Consider the following 25,137-nt stretch of genomic DNA (forward strand, 5'->3'; position numbering starts at 1 on the left):
TCAGATATGTTAGAAAAAATACAACAAGAAAGCCTGGATTTATTGCGACAACTGATCCGCATCCAGTCTTTCAGCAAGGAAGAAGACAAGACTGCCGACCTCATTGCGCAGTTTTTGGAAAACAAAGGCGTTAAAATCTACAGAAAGCTCAACAATGTTTGGGCCTATAACCAGCATTTTGATCCGGCAAAGCCCACTTTGTTGCTCAATTCGCACCACGATACCGTAAAACCGAATTCGGGCTACACACGTGATCCTTACGATGCGGCCATCGAGGGCGATAAGCTTTTTGGCCTGGGCAGCAACGATGCCGGTGGTTGCTTGGTTTCGCTCATTGGCACTTTTCTTTATTTCTATCCGCAAAGCGATTTGAAATATAACATTTGCCTGGCGGCCACAGCCGAAGAAGAAATTTCGGGCAACAATGGCTTGGAACTGGTACTGCCCGATTTGGGCAAACTGGAGTTCGGTATTGTGGGCGAACCTACCGAAATGAATTTGGCTATTGCCGAACGTGGTTTGTTGGTGCTCGATTGCGTATCGCACGGAAAAGCCGGTCATGCGGCACGTGAAGAGGGCGAAAATGCTATTTACAAAGCGCTAAAAGATATCGAATGGTTCAGGAATTATCAGTTTCCTAAAGTTTCAGAAGTGTTTGGCCCGTTAAAAATGACCGTAACCATTATCAATGCCGGTTCGCAGCACAATGTGGTGCCTGCTACTTGTACTTTTACGGTTGATGTTCGCGTAACCGATGCCTATACCAATGAAGAAGTATTGGAAATTATCCGTGCCAATGTCGATTGCGATGTAACCCCGCGTTCTATCAGGTTAAAACCGTCGTCTATTGATAAAGACCATCCGGTAGTAAAAGCAGGAGTGGCCTTGGGTCGTACCACTTATGGCTCACCAACTACTTCAGACCAAGCTTTGCTGGATATTCCATCGGTTAAAGTAGGACCGGGTTTCTCGGGTCGTTCGCACATGGCCGATGAGTTTATCTACGTTCGTGAAATTGCAGAAGGCGTTGAGGGCTATATCGACATGTTAAAACCTGTGGTGCTATAAAACTGATTCTGTTGTTGGTGTTCTTTACCAACGATTTGAATAGATACTTGTTGGTGAGGAACACCAACAAGGGCAAAATAGAACTGATGCTACCGCTGGTGTTTTTATCAACGATTTGAATAGATGCTTGTTGGTGAAGAATACCAACAAGGGCAAAAGTAACTAGTCCGCTCTGGCTTGGAAGGAGTAAGCGAAAATTAAATTAAACCGGATTACAAATCCGGAGCTAATGAGGTCGGGATGGCACATCCCGACCAGCAATAACAATAATGCTATAAATAATGCTATCGTTGGTGTTCTTCACCAACGATTTAAATATAATTGTAAGTTCGTTGATGAAGGAACCAACAATAAAGCACAAAGCCCCGAGAATTTCTCGGGGCTTTGTTGTTTGCTATTAATTTTGTGGAGCTTCCTCAAAAGCGCGGGCTTCCAAATGTTTCTCCATATCCAATCGGCTTACACCCTTGCTCCACCATTCTGGCGCAGGCTTGCCTTTTAGCATGTAATCGAAATATTCCAACATGCGAACTGCATAATCCTTACGATTAGGCAACTTGGCAATACCATGGTTTTCGCCACGATAAGTAATCATAACTACAGGTTTGTTCAATCTTCTCAAGCCATTGTAGTACTCGATACCTTGGGTAAAATCAACTGCCCCATCTTTGTCGTTGTGCAACAATAACAGAGGCGTTTGTACCTTTTTAATGTGGTAAATAGGCGAGTTGCGGGTAAAGGCATCCCAGTTATCCCAGTAGCCTGGCGTTAACCTGCCTTGGCTAGCCTCGAAAATAGCTTGGTTGGTACCACCACTGTTCCAGTAGATCAAACTGTACATGCTGATCATGTTGGTTAATGGCGCACCGGCCGCCGCCGCTTTAAAAATGTTGGTTTGCGTAATCAGGAAAGAAGTTTGGTAACCACCCCACGAGTGACCATGGATGGCTACGTTTTTCGCATCAACAATACCTGTAGCAATCGCGGCCTTAACGGCTGGTACTACACAAGCCACTGCCGACATGCCCGGATCGTTCAATTTGTATTTGATGTCTGGTTCCAGTACCGCATAACCGTTGCTCAGGTATACAGCCTTGTTAAAGCCACCACCTGGAAAACTAGGCATGGCATAATTATTAAGGCCGTCGGTTAGGCGTTCGTAAATGTAGGTAATGGTTGGATATGATTTTCCGGCAACATAATTGACTGGTAAGTATAAAGCAGCTTGTAACGAATCGCCATTGGAACTTACATAATCAATCAATTTTACGCCCGATGTCCACGCATATTTGGCTTGGTCTGGGGTATTGGTGTTTACCTGTTTGGCGCCACTCAAATTGTTGGCATTGCTGGCAAAGGCAATAGGCGATTGTTCGAAATTACTTTTGGTATACACAAAGGTTTTGCCGTTTTCTGCCTTAGCCAATGCACCGTACGAATTATCGTCCATAAACAGGATTTCTATTTTGTTTTTTCCTGCCGGTAAATAGCCATAACCTGCTTTTTTGTCTTTGGCATTAAATACGCTGAAATATTGGTCCTTGCTCAGGTCGGTTCCTTTTTCGTCGGTGTAAATGCGCATACGGCCCATTACTTCCGATTTTTTCGCCTTCCAATTGTCTGATAATGCCACAACGTTTTTGCCGTCGGCACTGATTTTCCATAAATCGTAATTGTCTTTAATCAACGCATATTTCGAATCGCTCGACCAGCCCAAACTTTGGGTAGCCGGTTTGCTTACGTTATGGTCGTCTAGCTCGTCGATGAACGAAGCCTTGATGTTGCCGGTTAGGTTAGCTGTTTTGCCGGTTTCGAAATCGATGCTGTAAAACACGCCATCGTTGTAATAGCTGGCTAGCTTACCGTTTGGCGCTACCGATAAACGGCCACCGTTATACAATTTCTCGAACAAGCGCTTTTTGGCTCCTGTTTTAAGGTCGATCAGGTAGATATCGGTGTAGCTTTGGCCATCTAAATTGCCCATCAGCTCATATTTGCTGTTGTCGTAGCCAACGGCGTACAATTGTTGAGGTGCCACCATCACTGTACGCATGTTGCTATCGGCCAGTTGGGTAAATTTTTTATCGGCTACGCGGTAAGCGCTGGTATAGCTGAAGTTTTTGTCGCGCATTTCCTGCGTTTGCTGTGCCGATTGCAGGCGCTTGTCTTGCCAGTTCCAGATAATCATATCCGGTTTTTCGATATCCTCTTTTTTAGGCTCTGGTTTTACTTCGGGTTTGGCTTTAGCGGTGCTGTCGGCTTTGCCCTCAGGTTTTTTCTCGTCTTTCTTTTCCTCTTTTTTCTCGTCCTTTTTATCTAAGGTATTGATGCCAAAAAACAAGGTGCTTTGATCGTCAGACCAATAAGGGCCGGCATTGGTATTGATGCCCATACCTTTTGGAAAAGTACTATCGTCGATACCATTGTAGATGACCTTGGCGGTTAAATCGCCGTTAATTTTATTGATACCGATGATGCTGTACACATCGTCTTTGTATTTCTCGTTTTTGTTGGCTTTTAAAAGCGCAAAGGCGGTGCCGTCTTCGTTCCAGTTGATGCTTTTGTAGCTGGCCTTATCGTTATCTAAAGCGGTGGTTAAACCGGTTTTCATATCCCTGATAAAAACACCATTGCCGTTTTGGCCGTTGGCATCAACGGTATAAGCTAGTTTATCGCCGACTTTGTTAAAGGCATATTCGCCTACATTGCCTAGATTGAAGCTTTTTTTGGTGGCCAGGTTATACAACAATACATCGGTTCCTTTGGCATCATCCTTGCCTTTAGGTGCCGTTTCGAGTGCAGCAAACTGGATGGCAATCCACGATGGCGAGTCGCCAGAAAAACTGAAAGTCCTTACCCTGTCAAAAGAAGTTTCCTTCTTGTCGGCCAGCGAAACCAAGGTTAGTTTATCATACAGGGGCTTGTTCGTTTTACGGGCCGCCTTTACTTCGGCATCTTTGGCCGAAATTTTGAAAGCGGCATATTTTGAATCCTTAGAAAAGGTAAGGCTGTTTGGAGTAGCGCCAATGGGATAAGTGTAATGGAGCGTATCCATCGTTTTGCGGATGGTCATTTTCAAGTCGCCTTCGGTTGGTCCGCTAGACCAGGCAAACCATTGGCCGTCGGCCGATAGGGCACTGCCACGGTTGTACGACCACTTGGATACATCTTTCCAAGCTAGTGCCGGCTTCTGCTGCGCCAATGCATTTTGGGCAAAAGCGGCAACCAGCATCAATAGAACAAAGTTTAATTTCTTCATAATTAAGGTTTTGATTTTGCTAAAATAATATTTTCGGATGAATAAGTATCGCTATAAGCAGATTTATTTGCAATTGTGTTGCGTTTGCGCTGATGGTCAGCTTCATTCCTTATTCTGCCGTATTTATTGTATTTTTGCAGCAAATAAATATTGTATTTTACAATATTTATTGTAAAATACAATAACGTATATCCGAAATGAAGATCTGGCAAAAGAATATTGAAGTAAATAAAGGAATTGAAGCTTTTACAGTTGGTAAAGACCGAGAACTTGATTTACAAATGGCGGCATTCGACGTGTTGGGCTCCTTGGCCCACGTAGAAATGCTGGCCAGTATCAATTTGCTGAGTGCGGAAGAATTGACGGCCGTAAAAGCCGGGTTAAAAGCCATTTATGCTGAAATCGAGGCAGGCGAGTTTACCATCGAAGACAGTGTTGAAGACGTGCATTCGCAGGTAGAGTGGCTGTTAACGCAGCGCATTGGCGAGGCCGGCAAGAAAATACACAGCGGCCGCTCGCGTAACGACCAGGTTTTGGTCGATTTGAAGCTGTATTTCAGGTCGTGCATCCAAGAAATGGTAGGCAATACCGAAGCCTTGTTTTCGCAATTGATCGAGTTGAGCAATACCCATCAAGATAAGCTGTTGCCAGGTTATACCCATTTGCAAATTGCCATGCCTTCGTCTTTTGGATTGTGGTTTGGCGCTTATGCCGAAAGCTTGGCCGACGATATGGAGCTGATGCTGGCGGCCTATAAAATTTGCAACAAAAATCCATTGGGCTCGGCTGCGGGTTATGGCTCGTCGTTTCCTTTAAACAGAACCCTAACCACTGAGTTACTAGGCTTCGATAAGCTGAACTACAACGTGGTTTATGCGCAGATGGGCAGGGGCAAAACCGAGCGCATTTTGGCGCAGGCCATGTCGGCAGTAGCGGCAACTTTAGCTAAAATGGCGATGGACGTGTGTTTGTTCATCAACCAAAATTTTAACTTCATCAGTTTTCCAGCCGAATTGACCACGGGCTCGAGCATTATGCCACACAAGAAAAACCCTGATGTTTTTGAACTGATCCGTTCGCGCTGCAACAAAATCCAGGCTTTGCCCAACGAAATTGCCATGATGATTACCAATTTGCCATCGGGCTACCATCGCGATTTGCAGTTGCTTAAAGAGAACCTTTTTCCAGCCATCGTTTCGCTGAATGAGTGTCTAGAAATGACCACTTTCATGTTGCAAAACATCACGATAAAAGACGACATCCTAAACGATAAAAAATACGATTACCTGTTTAGCGTCGATGTGGTGAACGATTTGGCGCTTCAAGGTATACCATTTAGGGAGGCTTACAAAATTGTAGGCGAATCGATAGAAAACGGCACTTTTGAGCCTAAAAAACAAGTTAACCATACCCATGAAGGCAGCATCGGCAATTTGTGCAACGACCAGATAGAGGAAATGATGAATGAGGTGTTGAGCCAGTTTAATTTTGGCAAGGTAAGAACGGCGATTGAGAAACTGTTGAGTGAATAATATAAAACCCCTATGAAAAAATACATTTTAGTACTCGTGGCTCTTTGGGTAACCTCTGTGACTTTGGCTCAAAATAAGCCTCAAACGAATAGCCCGTCGCCCAAGGTTTCGTTTAACGGTAAAACCTGCGATGCATTAATCGCTAAGCTTGTTGATCCAAATGATTATCAAGGTGTTGAGCTGGCAGGGATTGGTGCGGGTGATATGTTAAAAGCAAAAGGCAAAAAGCCGACAGGGATGAATGTTAACTTGAAGAAAGATGCTAAGGTGATGAATATGGCCGAGTTTTTTGATTCTTATAAAGTTCCGGCAGCCAATCAGGAAGTCATCAAAGTGAATGGCGTTGCCTTAAAAATAAGAGAAAACTTCCTGGCCAGTAAAACAATGATTGGCAAGGTAGATTTTGGAAAAGACGCAGCGGGTAAGCCCTTTACCAACATCACCACAACCAATAATAAAACCATAAAAAAGTAACCAATTTTTAAATTTTGCTTCCTGCAAAAGGAGGGTAGCCTTACTTTCTCCTTAACATGAAGTGTATAAATACTAATAATATGAATGTATCAGTATTAGCGAACACGCTTATCGGCTCGGAGATTATCAAAATCGGAAACGAAGTAAACGAGCTGAAGCGAAAGGGTGCCCAAATTGCCAATCTGACTATCGGAGATTTTGATTCGTCGATTTTCCCGATCCCGGAAGCATTAGAAACCGCTATTGTAGATGCGTATCATCAGGGACATACCAATTATCCGCCGGCAGACGGTATTTTGGCTTTGCGTGAAACCATAACCGGTGTTTTGGCCGATCGTTATCAATTAGACTATACCGTAAAAGATATTTTGGTAGCCGGCGGTTCTCGTCCGCTGATTTATGCTACCTACCTGGCTTTGATCGATCCGGGCGATAAAGTGATTTACCCGGCTCCATCATGGAACAACAACCATTATTGCCACCTTTCTTCGGCTAATGGCGTGGCTGTTGAAACTACCGTAGAAAACAATTTCATGCCTACGGCTGCGCAGCTGAAACCGCATTTAAAAGGCGCTACCTTGTTAGCTTTGTGTTCGCCGTTGAACCCAACCGGTACCATGTTTACCCGCGAGCAGCTGGAGGAGATTTGTGATATCGTTATCGAAGAAAACAAATCGCGTGGTGCCGACGAAAAGCCTTTGTACATCATGTACGACCAGATTTACTCGTTGCTTACTTTTGGCAAGGAACATGTTAATCCGGTAAGCTTACGCCCAGAATTGAAAGATTATACCATTTATATCGATGGCATTTCTAAATGCTTGGCTTCTACCGGCGTACGTGTGGGTTGGGCATTCGGACCAGAAGTCATCATCGGCAAAATGAAATCGCTTTTGGGCCATATCGGTGCCTGGGCACCTAAGGCAGAACAGGTTGCTGTAGCTAGCTATTTTAAAGATAAAACGCAAGTTGATAATTTCTTGGGCGATTTTAAAACCCAGATCCAAGCCAGTTTAGACGAGCTTTATAACGGCTTCCAAAAACTGAAAGCCGATGGTTTTAACGTGGATGCGATTGTGCCGATGGGCGCTATCTACCTGACTTTAAAAATCGATTATATTGGCAAAACCACTCCAGCTGGTGATTTGTTAAAAGACAGTGCCGATGTTAATTTCTACTTGATTAGAGAAGCACAGGCTGCTTTGGTGCCGTTCTCGGCTTTTGGAAACGAAGACAATATGCCTTGGTTCAGGGCTTCGATTGGCGGCTGCTCTCTAGCCGATATCAAAAATATGATCCCTCGCATTGCCGAGGCGTTGAGCAAATTGAAATAGTAAAAAAGGCGCTGTCTAACAAGGTATGGACAGCGACTTTTTAATCATTTTTTGCATAATTGTGTTTTTGTATTATTTTTGATACAAACACAAACCAAATGAACACCAATTTCTTGTTAACGGGTTTTTCCTTCAAAACGGAAAAGCAAAAGAAAAACCTGGCCTTGGCTATCTGGCTGCTGGCTACTGTTTTTTGCGTAGTACAATCGCTTATTACCCATCGGTACAATAACTATCTTATTTTCGAGAATACTGTCCGCAATCTTTTTGCGCAACAGTCGTTTTACGCCGACTATCCCCAATATCATTTCGATAGCAATCATTACGGGCCAGTATTTAGCGTGTTTTTTATGCCTTTTGCGGCTTTTCCTACTGCTGTTGGTTTCTTGCTGTGGAATGTTTTTAATTGTTTGGTGCTTTTCTGGGCTTTATCTACTATCCCGGTAAAAAAGCATAACCTGTTGTATTTTATCGTTATCCCTTGCTTTGTATCAGCTTCGCTAAGTCAGCAGTTTAACCCGGCAGCAGGCGCGTTTATCATTTTAAGCTATACTTTGCTTAACAAGAACAAGGGCTTTTGGTCGGCCATGTTGATTATGCTGGGCGCCTTTATTAAGCTGTACGGCATTGTTGGCCTGGCTTTTTTCTTTTTTGTAAAAGACAAGAAAAGGTTTGTGCTTTACCTGTTGCTGTGGGGCATATTTTTCTTCGTCTTGCCCATGCTGTTCTCATCACCGGCATTTGTTGTCAACTCCTATCGGGATTGGGCAATTTCGCTGGTGCATAAAAACGCCAACAACATAGCCGAAGCCTCAACAGATATTTCGATTATGGGTTTTATCAGAACCGTTTTTACCACACATGCTATCCCAAATTCGGTTTTTCTGCTTATTGGCATTGGTTTGTTTGGCCTGCCTTACCTCAACTTCAAGGCCTATCAAAAGCAAAGGTTTCAGTTGTATGTATTGGCCAGTGTGTTGCTGTTTCCGGTGTTGTTTAGTACCGGTTCAGAAGATTGTACCTACATCATTGCGGCAACGGGCATAGGCCTATGGCATATTTATGCGCAGTCTGACAAGCTCAAACGAGTTGTTTTTATTGTCATCTATATCTTCTCCTGCGATTTTCCCTTGTTGCTGTTCCCTAAGTTGGCGTCGACATACCCCATATTGCTCAGTATGATGAGCGTTCCTTTTTTCATGGTCTGGCTCCTGATTATTTACGAAGCCGCAACGCTTAAAAAAGAGGAGCCCAACTATGATGATCAGTTGAGTGGCTTACAGATGAGCGCACCATTATAGCGCTTATTTAAATTCGCTGGTTCTGTAGAAATCGATATCCGGATAATCGTTTTTGGTCATGTTGATCATGAATTCGTTATCGGCCAGGTAAACCGGATTGCCCTCTTTGTCGGTACCGATGTGCTGCTGCTTTCTTTTCAGGAATTCTTCCAGTTTCTTTTTGTCGGTAGAATTCACCCAGCTCGAACGGCTGTAGCTCAAGGTGCGGAACCTACATTTGGCGCCATATTCATGCTCTAGCCTGAAATTGATTACCTCGAACTGCAGTTCGCCCACGGCGCCAATTACTTTGCGGTTGCCGGGCTGCATCACAAAAAGCTGCGCAACACCTTCGTCGGTTAACTGTTCTATGCCTTTTTCGAGCTGTTTGGTGCGCATAGGATCCATGTTTTCTACTTCCTTGAAGATGGACGGCGAAAAACTTGGGATGCCTTTAAAATGGAGCTTTTCGCCTTCTGTCAAGGTATCGCCGATTTTAAAGTTCCCGCTGTCGTACAGGCCCACTACATCGCCTGGCCAAGCTTCGTCAACGATGCTCTTTTCGTTGGCCATAAAATCCATCGGGTTGGCAAATTTCAGTTTCTTATCCTGACGGGTATGGTAATAAAATTTGTTGCGTTCAAACTTGCCCGAGCAAATGCGCAAAAAGGCAATCCTGTCGCGGTGTTTAGGGTCTAAGTTGGCATGGATTTTAAATACAAAACCACTAAAATTCTTTTCTTCCACCTTTACGTCGCGTTCTTCGGCTTCGCGGTGTCTTGGGCTAGGCGCAATGTCGATAAAAGTATCCAACAGCTCCTTGATGCCAAAGTTGTTGATGGCACTGCCGAAGAATACCGGCGCCAGCAAACCTTCCGTATAAAGTGATTTATCCACTTGTCCATAAATGCCATCTACCAGCTCCACATCATCCTGCAGGCCTTTTACTTCGCTTTCTTTCAAATAATCTAGCAAAGCCTCGTCTTTCAGGTCGTTTACGGCTACTACCGAATCGGTTACTTTGGTTTTTTCAGAATTGAAAAGGTTAAGGTGATTGTTGTAGATGCTGTATACGCCTTTAAAAGTATGGCCCTGGCCAATTGGCCAGCTCAAAGGGCAAAGGCTGATGTTCAGTTTGTTTTCAATCTCGTCCAATAAATCGAAAGGCTCTTTACCCTCGCGGTCCATTTTGTTGATGAAAATAATTACTGGCGTGTTACGCATGCGGCAAACGCCCATCAGTTTTTCGGTCTGCTCCTCAACACCTTTTACGCAGTCGACCACCAAAATCACGCTGTCTACTGCCGAAAGGGTACGGTAGGTATCTTCGGCAAAGTCCTTGTGGCCTGGGGTGTCCAAAATGTTGATCCTTTTGTCCTTGTATTCAAAACCCATAACCGAGGTGGCTACCGAGATGCCACGTTGCTTCTCGATTTCCATAAAATCGGAAGTGCTGCTCTGGTTGGCCTTGTTGCGCTTCACGGCTCCGGCGGTATTGATGGCGCCGCCAAAAAGCAGAAACTTTTCGGTTAGCGTTGTTTTTCCCGCATCGGGGTGACTAATAATAGCAAATGTCTTTCTTTTTTCTATTTCAGGATTAACCATGGATTTGTATTGAGGTGATGGGCAGAAACCAATTTAACGCAAAACAGCAGGCTTTATAAAAAGCGAAGAGGGAACAATAGGGCTGTAGTTTGTTTCATGCAGGGCAAAGGTACGGATTTTTAGAGAATACCTGAATATTGGGCATAATTTGGTGCTTGAATGCTATTACAGGTTGTTAAGCTAACCAACTCATTAGGCGTTTTATTGAAATAGTTGTATTTTAATAGCCATATTTTTAAATCTAAAAACGTACTCTATGAAAACGAAAGATATGAATCTGGAATACTCCAGGGCGAGCTCTGGAAAAAGGCTGGCTAATTATTTGATCGACGTGGTGGCATTCTACATCATTTTGATTTTTGTGGCCATAGTGCTCGAACTTTTGTTTCCGAACAGTGTGAGCGGATTGGAAACCAATCCGATTGTAGACCGATTGATTACCTTGTTTTTCTATGGATTGGTGATGTTTCTGATTGAGATGTGTTTCCAAGGCAAATCATTAGGAAAATTGATTACCGGAACCAGGGCAATGACACTCAGTGGTGAAACCTTGAGCTTTGAAAAGGCCTTGATTAGGAATTTTGTAAGAGCTGTTCCTTTTAATGCCTTGAGTGCATTAGGTACGCCATGTTCGCCTTGGCACGACAACTGGTCTGATACAATAGTTGTTGATGAAAAGAAGCTAGAGCTAGTGAGGAAACAGGACGAGTTTTATTCGGATTTGAGGAATCAAAATACCAAAGAAAGCGAACCTTTCGATTCGCTTCCCTTGAAAAATTGATATTCGTTATGTTGTTTTAGCCTCTGCCTGGTCGGCCACCACCTCCGCCGCCACCGTTACCACGACCTTCAGAACCTGAACTTCTTTGTGGAGGTGCTTGTTGGGTACGCTCGCTGCGTTGAGGTTGCATTTGTGGTTGCGGTCTTTCCATTCTTGGTTGTGGCGCTTGTTGCACAGGTTGCGGACGCTCAACACGTTGTTGTTGTGGCTGAGGTTGTACCTGTTGCTCACGGCCACGCTCCATCCTTTGTGGCATTTGTGGCATTTGGCCTCGGTCAACACGTTGTGGCTGGTCGTTACCGTTTTCGCGGCTTCTGTCAAAAGCACCTGGTCTTTGTAACACATTGTTGTCGCCAGTTGGAGCCACGCCTACACGGTTATCTCGGCCTTGTGGGGCATTGACATCGTTGTTGTTGCCCCTGCCCGGACGGGTAGACATGTTGCCGTTGTTTCGGCCGTCAAATCCGTTAGCGTTGCCGTTTTCGCCTCTGTTTGGACGGGTGGCTACGCCATTGCCGTTATTTCTATCGCCAAACACATTTCCATTTTCACCTCTGGTTGGACGGGTATTGGCCATGCCGTTGTTATCTCTATCAATAGGGCCACGGTTAATGTTGCCTTGTACCACGTTTCTAGGCGCAGCGTTGTTGTTGTTTACCTCGCCTCTGCTCGAACGTGGGTTATAGATGTTTACGGTATTGTTCTCTACCCTGCTGGCACCTGGCCTGCTGCTTCTGTTGATATTGTAAACGGTTACGTTTTGGTTGGTTGCACGTCTAATATCATCGGCTCTCGGACCGGTATAGTAGGTTCTGCTGCCACGTACATAAGTATTGTTGATAATTACGGTGTTTTGAATGTAAACACGGTTTCTGCTGGCATAATAACGTGGGTAGCTGTTGTAATAGATATTGCTGTATGGAATAAAGTTCCAGCAAAAATCAGGTACGCGGTAACCGCCATGGCCAATGTTAATGCCTATGCTGATGCTTGGTCCCAGAGGAGCCCAGCCATAATAGCCGCCACCACTTCTCCAAGTTACCCATGCAGGTCCCCAAACGGTATCAGGAATCCAAATCCATTGGTTGTAACGGTTATATACCCAACGGCCGTAGTGGAAAGGAGCCCAGCCCCAATCGTAGTTAGATACCCAGGTATTGCCATATTCGGTCATGGCCCAGCGACCATTGCTGTAATAAGGTCTAAACTCGTCTTGGTCTACATCAGGACGCCAAACGTAGCCGTACTGCGGATCCTGGATCCAAGTGCCATAAGGCGACAATTCATCGTAGAATGATTGCAAGGACACGTCCTCGTTTTGCGCCATGACTTTTTGAGTGGTTCCGGTAAGGAGGAAAACTAGTCCTAACATTACCGACAATTTGATCATGATTTTCATTTTGTGTGTGTTTTAAATTTATAATTAACCTAACGCTGTGTGTATATCAATTTGAGCACCATTTTTAACAAAGGATTAACGTGTGCTTAATAATCTTTGTCTATGCTACAGTTTTAACGTATTTATTGACACTTAAGTGTTTAAATACAGTAGATTAATTGGTGCCAAACATGTGTTAAAAACAAGGCAGCCGGAACTAAATTTGCTACATTGGCCTAAATGCCTGCCTTAAAGTGTAGCTTTGTAGGCTTAAAGCAAGTTTATGCAAAAAGGTACACTTTATCTTATTCCCGTTCCCCTGGCCGAAAACGCAGCCCAGAAATCTTTCACGCCTTTTTTGGTTGATACCATCAATGCCATCAAAACCTATATCGTAGAGAACGAGAAAACAGCCCGCAGATTTTTAAAGGAGGCCGGATTAAAGACCCCGCAAAGCGAACTGGTTGTGCACGATTATGGCAAACACAAACGTGGCAATAGCCTGGTTCCGTTTTTTAAGGAATTGATGTCGGGAAGCGACGTTGGCTTGATGAGCGAAGCAGGCTGTCCTGGGGTGGCCGATCCGGGAGCCGATATTGTAGCCGAAGCGCATAAGCGAGGAATCAAAGTTGTACCGTTGGTAGGCCCCAATTCGATGATTCAAGCCTTAATGGCTTCGGGGTTTAACGGACAGAGCTTTGCTTTTCATGGTTATTTGCCCATTGACAAGGTTGAACGTGCAAAACGTATTAAGGATTTGGAAAGTTTGTCGCTAAAAAACAGACAGACCCAATTGTTTATGGAAACGCCTTTCAGAAACAACCATTTGCTCGACGATGTATTAAAAAACTGCCATGGCAGTACCCAGTTGTGCATTGCCTGCAATATTAACGCCGAAGATGAATTGATCAAAACCCAAGCCGTAGGGGCATGGCGACAAGAAAAAATAGACTTGCACAAAAAGCCAACGATTTTTTTGTTGTTTAAGGTTGGATAGAGTTTGTTGATAGCGGATTGTAAATCTGCAGTTATAAGAAGTCGGGATTGCAAATCCCGGCTAGCCAGAGTTTCTAATGGCCGTTGGTCCGGATTTGCAATCCGGATCTCTTGAACTATGGATTTTTAATCCATCATAGAAAATCTTTTCGACTAAGCGAACTAGCGATACATATTCTTCTTCTCGATAAACTCCAGCACATTGTCGGGTACGAAAAACTGTACATTTTTGTTGTCTTTGATCGCTTTGCGGAGAAATGTTGAAGAGATTTCCATTTCTGGCGTATCGGTAAAGGTAATGGAGGGATGGTCTTTCCATTCGCTTACCTCAGCGCCAGGGCGCGGGTAAACAAAAATGTGGTAATCTTTAAGCAATACTTCGTAGTTCTTCCATTTTTTGAACGAAACGAGGTTGTCTGCGCCCATAATGAGCACAAACTCCCTTTCTGGATAGCGCTCGTGCAAATGGGTTAGGGTATCAATGGTGTAAGAGGGTTGTGGCAGCTTAAATTCGATATCGCTCACCTTAATTTGCGGGGCGTTTTCGGTAGCCAGCTTGGCCATTTCCAAGCGGTCGTACATATTGGCTAGGCCACTTTTTAACTTTAAGGGATTGTGTGGAGAAACCACCAGCCAAACCTCTTTCAAGCCACTAAAAGTAGCCATGTAATTGGCAATGATCAAATGCCCAGTATGGATCGGGTTAAAAGAACCGAAGAAGAGGCCGGTTTTCAGTTGGCGGTTTTCAGACATTCTGGTTGAAATTAAGGTTTAACCACAAAGTGTAAAAATAGGAAACAACCATCATTATTAGCCAACTGTAAACTGAAAACTGAAAACCGTGAACTATTTCGCTAGGAAATCGCCCACCAATTTCTCGGCTTCGGCACAGGCGATTTGCAGGTCGAAGTTTTTGAGCACCACGTCGAATTTATCGGCGTATTGCAGTTCTTTTTCGGCTTTGGCAAAACGCTCCTGTAGCTTTTCATCGCTGTCGGTGCCACGACCGGTTAAGCGCTCTTTAAGTACCTCTAATGATGGTGGCTGTACGAAAATAGCCAGGGCATCGTCTTCGTATTTTCGCTTCAGGCGCAAGCCACCTTCCACATCGATGTCGAAAATAACGTGTTTGCCTTCGTTCCAGATCCGCTCTATTTCCGAACGTAGGGTGCCGTAAAAGGTGCCGTTGTATACCTCCTCAAACTCTACAAACTCTTGATGGGCTACCTTATGCAGAAATTCTTCCTTGCTGATAAAATAGTAGTCGTTCTGGTGCTTTTCGTTTCCCCTCAATTCGCGCGTGGTGGCCGAAATGGAGAAGCTGAGCTGCGGAAACTTAGTTAAAAGGTGTCTAACGATGGTGGTTTTGCCAGCTCCAGAGGGTGCCGAAAATATGATGAGTTTGCCTTGCATTTTTAAAAGTTTTGCGTGTGGCGTTAAGCGCTAAACGCTCGTCGCCCAACGCTATAACACGTTTAACAGTTGTTCTTTAATTTTTTCTAGTTCTTCTTTCATGCCCACTACCAGTTGCTGTATTTGTGCATCGTTGGCCTTGGCGCCCATAGTATTGATTTCGCGGCCTATTTCTTGGGAGATAAAGCCCAGTTTTTTGCCATTGGCATCCTTGCTTTTCAAGGTTTCCATAAAATAGTCGCAGTGGCTTTTTAAACGGGTTTTCTCTTCGGTGATGTCTAATTTGTCGATGTAATAGATCAGTTCCTGCTCAAAGCGGTTTTGGTCTACGTTTACCTTGCCCACGGTTTCTTCCAAAAATTGGGTTAGTCTGGCCTTGATTTGTGGTACCCTGAGCGGGGCCAACTGGTCAACTTCGGCAAAAAAGGTAAGTATGTTTTTAATGCGTAGTTCTAAATCGGCTTTTAAAACCTTGCCTTCGTCTACTCTAAACTGATTGAAATTGGCTAAAGCCTTCAAAAAAGTCTGATGCAGGATTTCCCATTCTTTCTCATCGCCTTCTTCTTCCTGGTAAGAAATTACCTCTGGAAAATTAAGGGCGGCCTGCAACAGGTTGTTGGCATTGGCGCCCAAAGCAACGTTAATAGCTTCCAATTGTTTGTAATAATTGGTTAACAGTGCCTGGTTAATGGTAGCGCCTTTTTGGTTTTCATCGCTACGCTCGATATTGACTACGGCACTTACTTTGCCACGTTCAATTTCCTTGCTGCAGGTGTTGCGCAACAGAAGTTCCTTATCAGAATAAGCCCTTGGAAGTTTCAGGTTCAGCTCCAAAAATTTAGAGTTCAAAGATTTGATCTCTACAGAAAACTTTACGTTTCCTTCGTCGGTAGCCGCCAGGCCAAAGCCTGTCATCGATTTTATCATGTGCAAAGATATGATTTTTAAGCAAACAGTCTATAAGTCCTTAGTCAATAGTCCATAGACGATGGTCTATAGTCCATGGTCAGGTGGTCATTGTGCTTAGCCAGGGGAGCGCTTGTAGATCTCAACAATTTAACAATAGAGCAATTAGATATTAACTATGCTTCAAAATAGCCTCTTCCATTAAGCGGAATACTTTTTCTTTAAGTTGTGGCAAATCTTCGAGCTGCAGGCCCTTAACATCAACCGGAGTAATAAAAACGGTGGTTATCAAGCCCGGGTGTGCTTTTAAGGGAGCCGTTCTTGGCAACAGGTTTCGGTTGTTGATGGTAACAAACGGCATGAGCGTGGTTTGGGTTTCTATCGCAATGCGAAAGGCGCCGTCGTAAAAGTCGGCCAAGGGCTTCTCGCTTTTGTTCATGGTTCCTTCCGGAAAAATAAGGATAGACTGCCCTTGGTTGATGGCGTCTTTTAAGGCGTTTACCGACTGTTCGCGACTTTCTTTCGAGCTGCGGTCTATCATCACCACAATACGCCTGTACATCCAGCCAAAAACGGGAACTTTGGCCATTTCTACCTTGCCCAACGGACTAAAATATTGCGGAATGCTGATGCAAACAGCTACGGCGTCGAGGTAAGAACCATGGTTGCCCACATAAATATGCGGTACGCTGCGGTTAACGAGGTGCTTGTTTTGGGTTTGGATCCAAAAGAATGAAGCAAGGCTGAATGCCCAGGCCCAGCAGCGCAAAAAGAACAAGCCCGTTTTCTTGCCCTGCAAAGGTGGAAGCAGGGCCGTTGCCAACAGAAAAAATGGCAATGTAACAAACATCAGCACCACAAAAATGAGGGAAGCGTAGATTAAATAGAGTGCTGATAAAACTTTAGCCATTTCTTAACGTTTTTTAACTTATAGAGCTCGCAAACAATGCTTAAGTTTACAAAATAAATAATTTGCTCCATAATGAAGTCGCTCTGCAGGATTTTCTTGTGCATTCTAGCATTTATTTTGCCCAGTGCTACGCGAAGCTTTGCGCAACAAGAGTTCAAGCTGAAAGGTGTACTGTTCGAAAATGGCTCCAAAATACGAATTGCCCTGGCCGTAATATCCAACAGCCGCAACCATTATGCAGTAGGCAGCAGCGATTTGGGCTTGTTTGAAATCAGGGCACAGCTTGGCGATACCTTGTTCATTACCAAACGGGGCTTTAACGACCTGACGGTTGTGGTCAGTTCATCGAAAGATTTGGTGTTGAAGCTGAACCGTGGCAACATGCTGAACGAAGTGCTGATTAAAGGGCAAGCCAAGGAAAAAGACCTGCGCGATATTGAACAGGATTTTAAAAACAAAGGCTCTTTTTATGCAGGCAAGCCACCCATTGGGCTCTTGTCGCCTTTTGGCGGGAGTCCGTTGACGTTTTTGTACGAGCTGTTTGGCAAAACGCCAAGAGATGCCCGGAGGTTTCGGAAGTACCATCAAACCGAGAACGAACAGACACACGTAGACCAGTTTTTCAACAAATCGATCATTGCCAAAAATACGGGACTGGAAGGCAAAGCATTAGAAGATTTTATGATCGCGTATCGGCCGGATTACGAGAAAGCCAAAAATTGGAACACTTATGATGGCTTAAAATGGATTGCAGAGTCCTATAAAAAATATAAGGATAGCCTTAATTAATGCAATAATGAACAATAAGATTAGACTTGGCCTTGCCTTTTTTCTAGTTTCGTGCCTTTGGAGCTTCACGCTAAAAGCCCAGCAAGAATTTATGCTGAACGGCGTGCTGTTCGAGAACGGCAGCAAAATCAGGATTGCCCTGGCCGAGATCAACAATACGCGCAACGGCTATGCGGTGGGCAGCAACGATATTGGGCTTTTTCAGATCAGGGCCATGGTAGGCGATACCCTGGTGATTACCAAAAGGGGCTTTAACGACTTAACGGTTGTTGTTAAATCGACAAAAGATATGGTTTTAACGCTTAACCGAGGCAATATGCTTAACGAGGTGGTAATTACCGGCGAAGGCAAAAAACAAACATTAGATGCCATCAAGAAAGACTTTAAGGACAAAGGTTCTTTCTATGGTGGCAAACCGCCCCTGCTTTCTTACATTTTTACCCCGATAACCGCCTTTTACGAACTTTTTGGTCGAACACCCCGAAATGCGCGCCGTTTTAACAACTATTACAATACGGAAATCCAGCAAACGCATGTAGACCAGTTTTTTAATAAATCGCTGATTACCAAATACACCGGCTTAGAAGGCCAGCAGCTCGACGATTTTATGATCAATTACCGTCCCGATTACGAAAAAGCCAAAACATGGAACCAATACGACGGGATTAAATGGATTACCGAATCGTATAAAAAATATACCGATACTTTAGGGAAGAAGAAGTAAGGCCGCAGGTTTAAAGGCGGAAGGCTTTGAAGAAGAGGTTAAAGACTAAAGACCAAAGAAAGAGGGTTGCCTATCTCAAATCTCTTGTTTCAAATCTCCTATCTTGATGGTAACCTAAACAATCAGTGCTTCGCAGGCTTTCTCGGCAGCCAGTTTTTCGGCGTTTTTCTTGTTGTAATCTCTGCCTATACCTTGTATTTCGTTGTCGATGATGGCGTGGATGGTAAATAGCTTGGCACTTTCGCCTTCGCCGTTCTCTACCATATCAAAAGCAATGTCTTTGCCATGGCGTTGGCACCATTCGATCAGTTTGCTCTTGAAATTGGTTTCGGTCATTTCGAGCGTATGGATGTCGATGTAAGGCTTTACAATCCGTTTGAGCAGCAGGCTTTTGGTAAAATTATAGCCTTTGTCTAGGTAAATGGCACCAATCAGGGCCTCAAAGGCGTCGCCGAGCATAGAATGGTGCTTGGCCTGCAGGCTCACCATTTTTTGGTCGTAAATGATCAATTGGTCGAAGCCCATTTTCCTGGCCAGTTGGTTGAGGTTGGCCCTGTTCACGATTTTAGACCGCATTTCGGTCAGAAAGCCTTCTTCTTTGTAGGGGTAAGCCTTGAAAAGCAGTTCGGCAATTACCGAGCCCAAAATGGCGTCGCCTAAAAATTCGAGGCGCTCGTTGCTGCTTCGGCTGCCATTTTTGAGTACTTTGGCCACAGAGCGATGCCTGAATGCCATTTTATACAAAGTGACATTGCCAGGTACAAAACCCAGGATATTCTTCAGTTTTTTTACAAACTCTTTGTTAGACGAGAAGTAAAGCTTATATAAATCGAATAACGGCATCAAAAATGGTTACAAAAAATTACAGGCAAGCCAGTATCATGTATAAATATACAATACAAATATCTGTAAAGATAGTGTTTTAGGTTACTCCTCGTATTTTTTGAAAATAACAGATGCGTTGTGGCCACCAAAGCCAAAAGTATTGCTCAATGCAGCGCGTACGGTTCTTTTTTGAGCCTTGTTAAAGGTGAAGTTTAACTTCGGATCAAATTCCGGGTCATCTGTAAAGTGGTTGATGGTTGGAGGAACAACATCGTTTTTCACGGCTAGGATAGCGGCAATCGATTCAACGGCACCGGCTGCACCCAAAAGGTGGCCTGTCATCGATTTGGTTGAACTGATGTTCAATTTGTAGGCCTGTTCGCCAAACAAATCAACAATTGCTCTGCTTTCGCTGATATCTCCCAGTGGGGTAGAAGTACCGTGAACATTGATATAGTCAATGTCATTAACGGTTAAATGGGCATCTTTTAAGGCATTGGTCATTACCATTCTGGCGCCCAAGCCTTCGGGATGCGGAGCCGTAATGTGGTTGGCATCGGCACTCATGCCACCGCCCACAATTTCTGCGTAGATTTTGGCGCCACGGGCCTTGGCATGCTCCAGTTCTTCTAAAATAATCGTTCCTGCACCTTCGCCGGCCACAAAACCGTCACGGTCTTTGTCAAATGGGCGAGAAGCGGTTTGAGGGTCGTCATTTCGGGTAGAAAGCGCGTGCATGGCGTTAAAACCTGCCATACCAGCTTCGTTGATGATGGCTTCTGAACCACCACTGATGATGACATCGGCTGTACCCAAACGGATATAGTTGAAAGCATCGATCAAGGCATTGGTTGAAGAGGCGCAGGCCGAAACGGTGGCGAAGTTTGGTCCGCGGAGACCATACTTGATAGAGATATGCCCAGGAGCGATATCAATAATCATTTTAGGAATAAAGAAAGGGTTAAATCTTGGCGTTCCATCACCCTTAGAGTAATTGGTTACCTCGTCTAGGAAAGTTTTTAAACCACCTATGCCGGCACCCCAAATTACGCCAATTCGGTTGGTATCTAATTTTGAAAAATCAAAATTACCGTCTTTAACCGCTTCTTCGGTTGCTACTAATGCATATTGTACAAATGGATCGAGCTTGCGGGCTTCTTTTTTGTCCAAAAAGTCTTCCGGATTGAAATTTTTAACTTCGCAAGCGAATTTGGTCTTGAACTTTTCTGTGTCAAATCCTGTAATTGGCCCAGCGCCACTCACACCATTCAGCAAGCCGTTCCAATATTCCTGAACGTTATTACCAATTGGAGTGAGTGCACCTAAACCTGTAACTACTACTCTTTTTAATTCCATTTATACGTATTGTACGGAAAGCGTATGATTACTTAACGTTTTTTTCTAAATAAGCAATTGCTTGACCAACTGTGCCGATTGTTTCAGCCTGATCATCAGGGATAGCAACATTGAATTCTTTTTCAAATTCCATAATCAACTCTACGGTATCCAAAGAATCTGCACCTAAGTCGTTTGTAAAAGAAGCTTCTGGCGTAACTTCGCTTTCATCAACACCTAGTTTTTCTACGATAATAGCCTTAACTCTTGAAGCAATATCAGACATAATTTTATAATTTAATGGTTAAAAATTCTGTGCAAAGAAAAATAAATTCTAACACTTTTCAAATGTTTTTATTTCTCAATCAATTTTAATGTTTTTATTTCAAACTTTGAGTAAAATTAGTTTTATAATTTTGTAATTCTAAAAAAAATTCTGTTTTGAACAAAACTTATTTAAAACTCTCTCTCGACCTCGACTTCGTTTTAATTGCAATTACGGCCTCTTTAAAGGACTATATCCTCTGTCATAAAATCAATAATGCCTTGGAATTCGACTTCGCAAAAATCGAAGACCACGAGATTTTTCACCAGGTAGACGATGCGCCGGTGGCCTTTTCGAGGTACTATTTTTATGTAGAACAGGGCGAGCGCGAATATTATGTGGTAAACAATCGAAACAGCGAAGGGTTTTTGATTCCGGAAATGAACAAGGTCGATTTTTTCATGATCATCCACCAGTACATTGACAAGGAGGATCTTAATTTTATCCTGACCCGCCTTAACAAACTGCCTGATATACAGGTGGCTGCGCAGATTGATCCGCTGAAATTAAAATCGCGGGAGAATTTAGTAATGTAAATTTTATATTGTTCGTGTATTAAATACACTATATTTGAATCTTAATAAAATTGAAAAACAACATAAACAATAGGCAGCGCATCGCTAATCTTTTTGCGTAATTGCTGTTTTTGTACGATCGATAATCAAAAAATAATAAATGAAACCTTTTCATTCCAGAACTAAAATCGTGGCCACCTTGGGCCCGGCCTCAGCTAAGCCAGATGTTTTGTACAGTATGTTTAACGCCGGATTAGATGTTTGCCGACTCAATTTTTCGCACGGTTCGCAGGCTGATCATCAGGAAGTAATCGATACCATCCGCAGCATCAACAAAAAATACAAGTATAACGTTGGCATCTTGGCCGATTTGCAAGGTCCGAAAATCAGGATCGGAACCGTTAAGGATGGCGGAATCCACTTGGTAAACGGCAATAAAACCATTATTACCACCCAAGAATGCGTAGGCAACGAAGACAGGATCTACATTACCTACGAGAGCTTTCCGAAAGATGTAAAAGCTGGCGAGATTATTTTGCTCGACGATGGCAAGTTGCAGATGCGCGTGCTCGAAACGAACTACAAAGACGAAGTGGTTTGCGAAGTGGTACACGGCGGCATATTGACCTCGAGAAAAGGCGTAAACCTGCCAAATACCAAGGTTTCCATCCCTTCTTTAACCACCGAAGACCGTAAAAATCTCGATTTTGTACTCGAAAGCGATGTAGAATGGATCGGTTTGTCTTTTGTGCGTAACGCCGAGGATATTATCGAACTGAAAGACATTATCAAAGCCAAAGGCAAAGCAGCCAGGGTGGTTGCCAAAATAGAAAAACCAGAGGCTATTGCCAATATCGACGAAATTATTGCGGTTTCTGACGCCGTTATGGTAGCCCGTGGCGACCTTGGCGTAGAAATGCCGATGGAAGAAGTGCCTTTGTTGCAAAAAATGATCGTTAACAAGTGTAAGGCCGCTTCTAAGCCGGTTATCATTGCTACGCAGATGTTGGAGAGCATGATCACCACGCCTCGCCCTACGCGTGCCGAAGTGAACGACGTAGCCAACTCGGTATTAGATGGTGCCGATGCGGTGATGCTAAGCGGCGAAACTTCGGTTGGTGAATTTCCGCTGATCGTAATCGAAACCATGCAAAAAATCATTTCGAACATCGAAGACAATAATTATCCTTTCCACCCGGAGAAGTTTTTAAAACCAAGCAAGGAGAGCTTTTTGAGCGATGCCGTTTGCGATTCGGCTTGTTTCTTGGCCAAGCAAACCAATGCGGTAGGCATTGTATCGATGACTTTGAGTGGCTACACAGCCTTCGAAATCTCGAGCCACCGTCCGCAGGCGCCTATTTTCATTTTCACCAGCAACGAAAGCCTGTTGAACACTTTGAGCCTGGTTTGGGGCGTAAGGGGCTTTTACTACGATAAGTTTGAAAGCACCGATAATACCATTACCGAGGTAAACGAGTTCCTGAAAAAGAAGAAACTGATTAAGAAAGGCGATGTTATTATCAATACGGCGGCCATTCCGATGGAAATCAAAGGCAAGACCAACATGCTGAAAATTACAGTGATCGACTAAAAAATTATCATCCCTAATTATAGATAATTTATGCCCGAACTCAGGTTTGGGCATTTTTTATGGCAAAAAGTTATATTTTTGCCACCCGTAATTTAACGGAGAGGTGTCCGATCCGAAGGATTCCTTTGGAAGTGGTCGAAGGAGCGCGCCTGGTAATGGCTAAGCTTTTAGAAGAGAACAATTTTATAAGTCAATAACAGGATATTTGTTTTTAAAGGAAAACAATATCATTTAACGGAGAGGTGTCCGAGTGGTCGAAGGAGCACGCCTGGAAAGTGTGTATACTCCAAAAGGGTATCGAGGGTTCGAATCCCTCTCTCTCCGCAAAACCTTTTAGAAGGGTTTCATTTTGACACGCTGTTTTGTAGCGGATGCGGATAATTCCTTATCTTGGCAACCACATGAAGCACCACATCCCAACAGCCATAAGGAGGCTTTCCTTGTTGACCGCCGTATTTTTCTTGTTCGTCCACAGCGTAAAGGCGCAAAAACAAGCTACGCTTAGCGATAGCATTTCCGTTTTTTTCGATGAGTTTAAAACGGCTTCAAAACTGCATGTCGGCCTCTGGAATAAGGATTTATATGGGCCAACGATTTTTGTTGATCCGAAAACCAGGAAGCTTTTTGCCAACGAAGCCGATACAGCTGGCCTGTTAAAACCCAATGGCCATAATTATTCTGGCGTTTTGCCTGCCAAGATCAATATTGCCAACACCGCCATCAACTGGGGTGGCAAGAGATGGGCCATGATCATGTTGCCACTTCCTCCAGACCAACAGCATAGGCTCAATTTATTGGCCCACGAATCATTTCATCGCATCCAGCCTGAATTGGGATTTGCCCTCGGCAATGCCGAAAATAATCACCTCGACCAAAAAGACGGCCGGATTTACCTGCGCTTGGAGCTCGAGGCACTAAAGAAAGCCATCCAATCGGCCTCGGCAAAAGAACAGAAACAGCACCTGACCCATGCACTTACCTTTAGAGCATACCGACAGTCGCTTTATGCCAATTCGCGCACTACGGAGAATGAATTGGAACTCAATGAAGGCATCGCCGAATTTACCGGCGCAATGCTTAGTGGCAGAAACCAAACGGAAATGGCCGCATTCTTTTTAAAGGGGATAGACGATTTCTTTAAAAACCCCACCTTTGTGCGCTCTTTTGCTTATTATAGTACCCCTGTATATGGTTGGTTACTCTATAAAAGCGACAAAAACTGGAACAAAAAAATTACGGCAAAAACCGATTTGACCAACTATTTTATCAAGGCATTTAGTATCCGTATGCCGACTGCTATAAAAACCGCAGCCGAAAACGCCATTGACATTTACAACGGAAAGGCCATCATTAAAGCGGAAACCGAAAGGGAAGAAAAAAACAAGAAGATTGTTGCCGAATACAAGCTTAAATTTATTGAACAGCCCCATTTCGAACTCAAATTCGTGAAAATGAACGTTTCGTTCGATCCCAGAAATATTGTGCCCATTGAAGACAAAGGCACGGTTTACCCCAACATCAGGATTACAGATTTATGGGGCATTTTAACGGTTCAAAACGGAGCGCTGATGAGTCCGAATTGGGACAAGATCTCCATCTCGAATCCCATCGATACGGCCACTAAAAAGATTACTGGCGATGGCTGGATACTTGAGTTGGCCGATGGCTATACTGTAGAGCAAGATGTAGCCACTGGAAACTATAAGCTGGTTAAACGATAGCTTTTCCAAACACCAAAGTATTGCCATCGGGATCTTCAACGGCAAAATCGCGTAGGCCATAGGCACGGTCGGCAATGGGAACCGTAATAATAGCCCCTTGCTTGCTAATGAGGTCGTAATAAGCATCAACCTCGCTACAGTCGATAGCGAAATGTGCGCTGCCTGGTGCCTTTTTGATGCCATGGTTGGTTACGCCATTCAAATGCAGGGCAACATCGTCGTAGTTCAGGCCAACATACTCGCCAAATTCAAAATCAACTTTAAAGCCCAGTACATCTTTATAATAATCGAGGGCCTTGTTCAGGTCAGTTACATGGATTATTGCCGTTAAGCTTAATGCTTTCATCAGTTTAGGTATTTGTTGTAGATTAGCTAA

At 43.9% G+C, this 25,137-nt stretch carries 23 protein-coding genes and 1 tRNA gene; 13 read left to right on the forward strand and 11 right to left on the reverse strand.

The window, feature by feature from the left end:
* The first annotated feature begins 6 nt into the window (after positions 1-6).
* Positions 7-1,068: a M20 family metallo-hydrolase gene (locus tag VRU48_RS15860; RefSeq protein WP_330108904.1), complete on the forward strand. Its 1,062-nt coding sequence runs from the start codon at positions 7-9 to the stop codon at positions 1,066-1,068.
* A 397-nt stretch (positions 1,069-1,465) separates the two neighbouring features.
* On the opposite strand, the gene VRU48_RS15865 is transcribed toward VRU48_RS15860, so the two are convergent.
* Complete coding sequence (locus tag VRU48_RS15865) at positions 1,466-4,327, reverse strand: S9 family peptidase (protein ID WP_330108905.1); 2,862 nt, start codon at positions 4,325-4,327, stop codon at positions 1,466-1,468.
* Between the two features lie 197 nt (positions 4,328-4,524).
* Between VRU48_RS15865 and argH the strand changes: the two genes are divergently transcribed.
* From argH to VRU48_RS15885, 4 genes are all read left to right on the forward strand, one after another.
* Positions 4,525-5,859, forward strand: coding sequence for an argininosuccinate lyase (gene argH, locus VRU48_RS15870; RefSeq protein ID WP_330108906.1), 1,335 nt, complete (start codon positions 4,525-4,527; stop codon positions 5,857-5,859).
* A gap of 12 nt (positions 5,860-5,871) precedes the next feature.
* Positions 5,872-6,333 (forward strand): hypothetical protein, encoded by a 462-nt coding sequence (locus tag VRU48_RS15875; RefSeq protein ID WP_330108907.1) that lies wholly within the window; start codon positions 5,872-5,874, stop codon positions 6,331-6,333.
* An 80-nt stretch (positions 6,334-6,413) separates the two neighbouring features.
* Positions 6,414-7,667, forward strand: coding sequence for a pyridoxal phosphate-dependent aminotransferase (locus VRU48_RS15880; RefSeq protein ID WP_330108908.1), 1,254 nt, complete (start codon positions 6,414-6,416; stop codon positions 7,665-7,667).
* Positions 7,668-7,765: 98 nt separating this feature from the next.
* Positions 7,766-8,968, forward strand: a complete 1,203-nt coding sequence (locus tag VRU48_RS15885) for a glycosyltransferase family 87 protein (protein WP_330108909.1) — start codon at positions 7,766-7,768, stop codon at positions 8,966-8,968.
* 3 nt (positions 8,969-8,971) lie between these two features.
* Here the strand turns inward: VRU48_RS15885 and VRU48_RS15890 are convergent, their stop codons facing one another.
* The gene (locus tag VRU48_RS15890; RefSeq protein WP_330108910.1) at positions 8,972-10,552 is read right to left on the reverse strand and encodes a peptide chain release factor 3; all 1,581 of its coding nucleotides are present in this window, start codon (positions 10,550-10,552) and stop codon (positions 8,972-8,974) included.
* Positions 10,553-10,808: 256 nt separating this feature from the next.
* Between VRU48_RS15890 and VRU48_RS15895 the strand changes: the two genes are divergently transcribed.
* The gene (locus VRU48_RS15895; RefSeq protein ID WP_330108911.1) at positions 10,809-11,333 is read left to right on the forward strand and encodes an RDD family protein; all 525 of its coding nucleotides are present in this window, start codon (positions 10,809-10,811) and stop codon (positions 11,331-11,333) included.
* A 16-nt stretch (positions 11,334-11,349) separates the two neighbouring features.
* Here the strand turns inward: VRU48_RS15895 and VRU48_RS15900 are convergent, their stop codons facing one another.
* Positions 11,350-12,732, reverse strand: coding sequence for a DUF6600 domain-containing protein (locus tag VRU48_RS15900; protein WP_330108912.1), 1,383 nt, complete (start codon positions 12,730-12,732; stop codon positions 11,350-11,352).
* Positions 12,733-12,994: 262 nt separating this feature from the next.
* On the opposite strand from VRU48_RS15900, the gene VRU48_RS15905 reads away from it, so the two are divergent.
* Entirely contained in the window at positions 12,995-13,708 is a 714-nt protein-coding gene (locus tag VRU48_RS15905) for an SAM-dependent methyltransferase (protein WP_330108913.1), read from the forward strand.
* A gap of 161 nt (positions 13,709-13,869) precedes the next feature.
* Here the strand turns inward: VRU48_RS15905 and nadD are convergent, their stop codons facing one another.
* The 4 genes from nadD to VRU48_RS15925 all read right to left on the reverse strand — a co-directional run bounded on the left by nadD (position 13,870) and on the right by VRU48_RS15925 (position 16,936).
* Complete coding sequence (gene nadD / locus VRU48_RS15910) at positions 13,870-14,460, reverse strand: nicotinate (nicotinamide) nucleotide adenylyltransferase (protein WP_330108914.1); 591 nt, start codon at positions 14,458-14,460, stop codon at positions 13,870-13,872.
* 93 nt (positions 14,461-14,553) lie between these two features.
* Complete coding sequence (gmk, locus tag VRU48_RS15915) at positions 14,554-15,120, reverse strand: guanylate kinase (protein WP_330108915.1); 567 nt, start codon at positions 15,118-15,120, stop codon at positions 14,554-14,556.
* A gap of 51 nt (positions 15,121-15,171) precedes the next feature.
* Positions 15,172-16,035 carry a YicC/YloC family endoribonuclease gene (locus tag VRU48_RS15920; RefSeq protein ID WP_330109519.1) on the reverse strand — a complete coding sequence of 288 codons (864 nt, stop codon included), beginning with the start codon at positions 16,033-16,035 and terminating at the stop codon, positions 15,172-15,174.
* Positions 16,036-16,198: 163 nt separating this feature from the next.
* Positions 16,199-16,936 carry a lysophospholipid acyltransferase family protein gene (locus VRU48_RS15925; RefSeq protein WP_330108916.1) on the reverse strand — a complete coding sequence of 246 codons (738 nt, stop codon included), beginning with the start codon at positions 16,934-16,936 and terminating at the stop codon, positions 16,199-16,201.
* 72 nt (positions 16,937-17,008) lie between these two features.
* Between VRU48_RS15925 and VRU48_RS15930 the strand changes: the two genes are divergently transcribed.
* Both VRU48_RS15930 and VRU48_RS15935 read left to right on the forward strand, forming a co-directional pair.
* Entirely contained in the window at positions 17,009-17,725 is a 717-nt protein-coding gene (locus VRU48_RS15930) for a hypothetical protein (protein ID WP_330108917.1), read from the forward strand.
* 7 nt (positions 17,726-17,732) lie between these two features.
* A complete protein-coding gene (locus tag VRU48_RS15935) occupies positions 17,733-18,449 on the forward strand; it encodes a hypothetical protein (protein WP_330108918.1) in 717 nt (238 codons plus the stop codon).
* A 114-nt stretch (positions 18,450-18,563) separates the two neighbouring features.
* Here the strand turns inward: VRU48_RS15935 and rnc are convergent, their stop codons facing one another.
* From rnc to VRU48_RS15950, 3 genes are all read right to left on the reverse strand, one after another.
* Positions 18,564-19,292: a ribonuclease III gene (gene rnc / locus VRU48_RS15940; protein WP_330108919.1), complete on the reverse strand. Its 729-nt coding sequence runs from the start codon at positions 19,290-19,292 to the stop codon at positions 18,564-18,566.
* Positions 19,293-19,376: 84 nt separating this feature from the next.
* The gene (fabF, locus tag VRU48_RS15945) at positions 19,377-20,630 is read right to left on the reverse strand and encodes a beta-ketoacyl-ACP synthase II (protein ID WP_330108920.1); all 1,254 of its coding nucleotides are present in this window, start codon (positions 20,628-20,630) and stop codon (positions 19,377-19,379) included.
* Between the two features lie 28 nt (positions 20,631-20,658).
* Positions 20,659-20,895 (reverse strand): acyl carrier protein, encoded by a 237-nt coding sequence (locus VRU48_RS15950; RefSeq protein ID WP_008508386.1) that lies wholly within the window; start codon positions 20,893-20,895, stop codon positions 20,659-20,661.
* Between the two features lie 155 nt (positions 20,896-21,050).
* Here VRU48_RS15950 and VRU48_RS15955 point away from each other — a divergent pair, with 155 nt between their 5' ends.
* From VRU48_RS15955 to VRU48_RS15970, 4 genes are all read left to right on the forward strand, one after another.
* Positions 21,051-21,470, forward strand: coding sequence for an IPExxxVDY family protein (locus tag VRU48_RS15955; RefSeq protein WP_330108921.1), 420 nt, complete (start codon positions 21,051-21,053; stop codon positions 21,468-21,470).
* A gap of 139 nt (positions 21,471-21,609) precedes the next feature.
* Complete coding sequence (gene pyk / locus VRU48_RS15960; protein WP_330108922.1) at positions 21,610-23,040, forward strand: pyruvate kinase; 1,431 nt, start codon at positions 21,610-21,612, stop codon at positions 23,038-23,040.
* Positions 23,041-23,276: 236 nt separating this feature from the next.
* A tRNA-Ser gene (locus VRU48_RS15965) sits at positions 23,277-23,364 on the forward strand.
* A gap of 77 nt (positions 23,365-23,441) precedes the next feature.
* The gene (locus VRU48_RS15970) at positions 23,442-24,761 is read left to right on the forward strand and encodes a hypothetical protein (RefSeq protein WP_330108923.1); all 1,320 of its coding nucleotides are present in this window, start codon (positions 23,442-23,444) and stop codon (positions 24,759-24,761) included.
* On the opposite strand, the gene VRU48_RS15975 is transcribed toward VRU48_RS15970, so the two are convergent.
* Positions 24,751-25,107 (reverse strand): VOC family protein, encoded by a 357-nt coding sequence (locus VRU48_RS15975; protein ID WP_330108924.1) that lies wholly within the window; start codon positions 25,105-25,107, stop codon positions 24,751-24,753. The two genes, VRU48_RS15970 and VRU48_RS15975, sit on opposite strands and share 11 nt — an antisense overlap.
* Positions 25,108-25,137: the final 30 nt, after the last annotated feature.

The organism is Pedobacter albus (assembly GCF_036324255.1).
GTDB lineage: Bacteria > Bacteroidota > Bacteroidia > Sphingobacteriales > Sphingobacteriaceae > Pedobacter > Pedobacter albus.

Coding starts and splice junctions, on each gene's coding strand:
- argH (WP_330108906.1), top strand. CDS start 4,525: ATGAAGATCTGGCAAAAGAATATTGAAGTAAATAAAGGAATTGAAGCT.
- VRU48_RS15860 (WP_330108904.1), top strand. CDS start 7: ATGTTAGAAAAAATACAACAAGAAAGCCTGGATTTATTGCGACAACTG.
- rnc (WP_330108919.1), bottom strand. CDS start 19,292: ATGCCGTTATTCGATTTATATAAGCTTTACTTCTCGTCTAACAAAGAG.
- VRU48_RS15925 (WP_330108916.1), bottom strand. CDS start 16,936: ATGGCTAAAGTTTTATCAGCACTCTATTTAATCTACGCTTCCCTCATT.
- VRU48_RS15930 (WP_330108917.1), top strand. CDS start 17,009: ATGAAGTCGCTCTGCAGGATTTTCTTGTGCATTCTAGCATTTATTTTG.
- VRU48_RS15920 (WP_330109519.1), bottom strand. CDS start 16,035: ATGACAGGCTTTGGCCTGGCGGCTACCGACGAAGGAAACGTAAAGTTT.
- VRU48_RS15900 (WP_330108912.1), bottom strand. CDS start 12,732: ATGAAAATCATGATCAAATTGTCGGTAATGTTAGGACTAGTTTTCCTC.
- fabF (WP_330108920.1), bottom strand. CDS start 20,630: ATGGAATTAAAAAGAGTAGTAGTTACAGGTTTAGGTGCACTCACTCCA.
- nadD (WP_330108914.1), bottom strand. CDS start 14,460: ATGTCTGAAAACCGCCAACTGAAAACCGGCCTCTTCTTCGGTTCTTTT.
- VRU48_RS15975 (WP_330108924.1), bottom strand. CDS start 25,107: ATGAAAGCATTAAGCTTAACGGCAATAATCCATGTAACTGACCTGAAC.
- VRU48_RS15970 (WP_330108923.1), top strand. CDS start 23,442: ATGAAGCACCACATCCCAACAGCCATAAGGAGGCTTTCCTTGTTGACC.
- VRU48_RS15895 (WP_330108911.1), top strand. CDS start 10,809: ATGAAAACGAAAGATATGAATCTGGAATACTCCAGGGCGAGCTCTGGA.
- VRU48_RS15875 (WP_330108907.1), top strand. CDS start 5,872: ATGAAAAAATACATTTTAGTACTCGTGGCTCTTTGGGTAACCTCTGTG.
- VRU48_RS15935 (WP_330108918.1), top strand. CDS start 17,733: ATGAACAATAAGATTAGACTTGGCCTTGCCTTTTTTCTAGTTTCGTGC.
- VRU48_RS15865 (WP_330108905.1), bottom strand. CDS start 4,327: ATGAAGAAATTAAACTTTGTTCTATTGATGCTGGTTGCCGCTTTTGCC.
- VRU48_RS15885 (WP_330108909.1), top strand. CDS start 7,766: ATGAACACCAATTTCTTGTTAACGGGTTTTTCCTTCAAAACGGAAAAG.
- VRU48_RS15890 (WP_330108910.1), bottom strand. CDS start 10,552: ATGGTTAATCCTGAAATAGAAAAAAGAAAGACATTTGCTATTATTAGT.
- gmk (WP_330108915.1), bottom strand. CDS start 15,120: ATGCAAGGCAAACTCATCATATTTTCGGCACCCTCTGGAGCTGGCAAA.
- pyk (WP_330108922.1), top strand. CDS start 21,610: ATGAAACCTTTTCATTCCAGAACTAAAATCGTGGCCACCTTGGGCCCG.
- VRU48_RS15905 (WP_330108913.1), top strand. CDS start 12,995: ATGCAAAAAGGTACACTTTATCTTATTCCCGTTCCCCTGGCCGAAAAC.
- VRU48_RS15880 (WP_330108908.1), top strand. CDS start 6,414: ATGAATGTATCAGTATTAGCGAACACGCTTATCGGCTCGGAGATTATC.
- VRU48_RS15950 (WP_008508386.1), bottom strand. CDS start 20,895: ATGTCTGATATTGCTTCAAGAGTTAAGGCTATTATCGTAGAAAAACTA.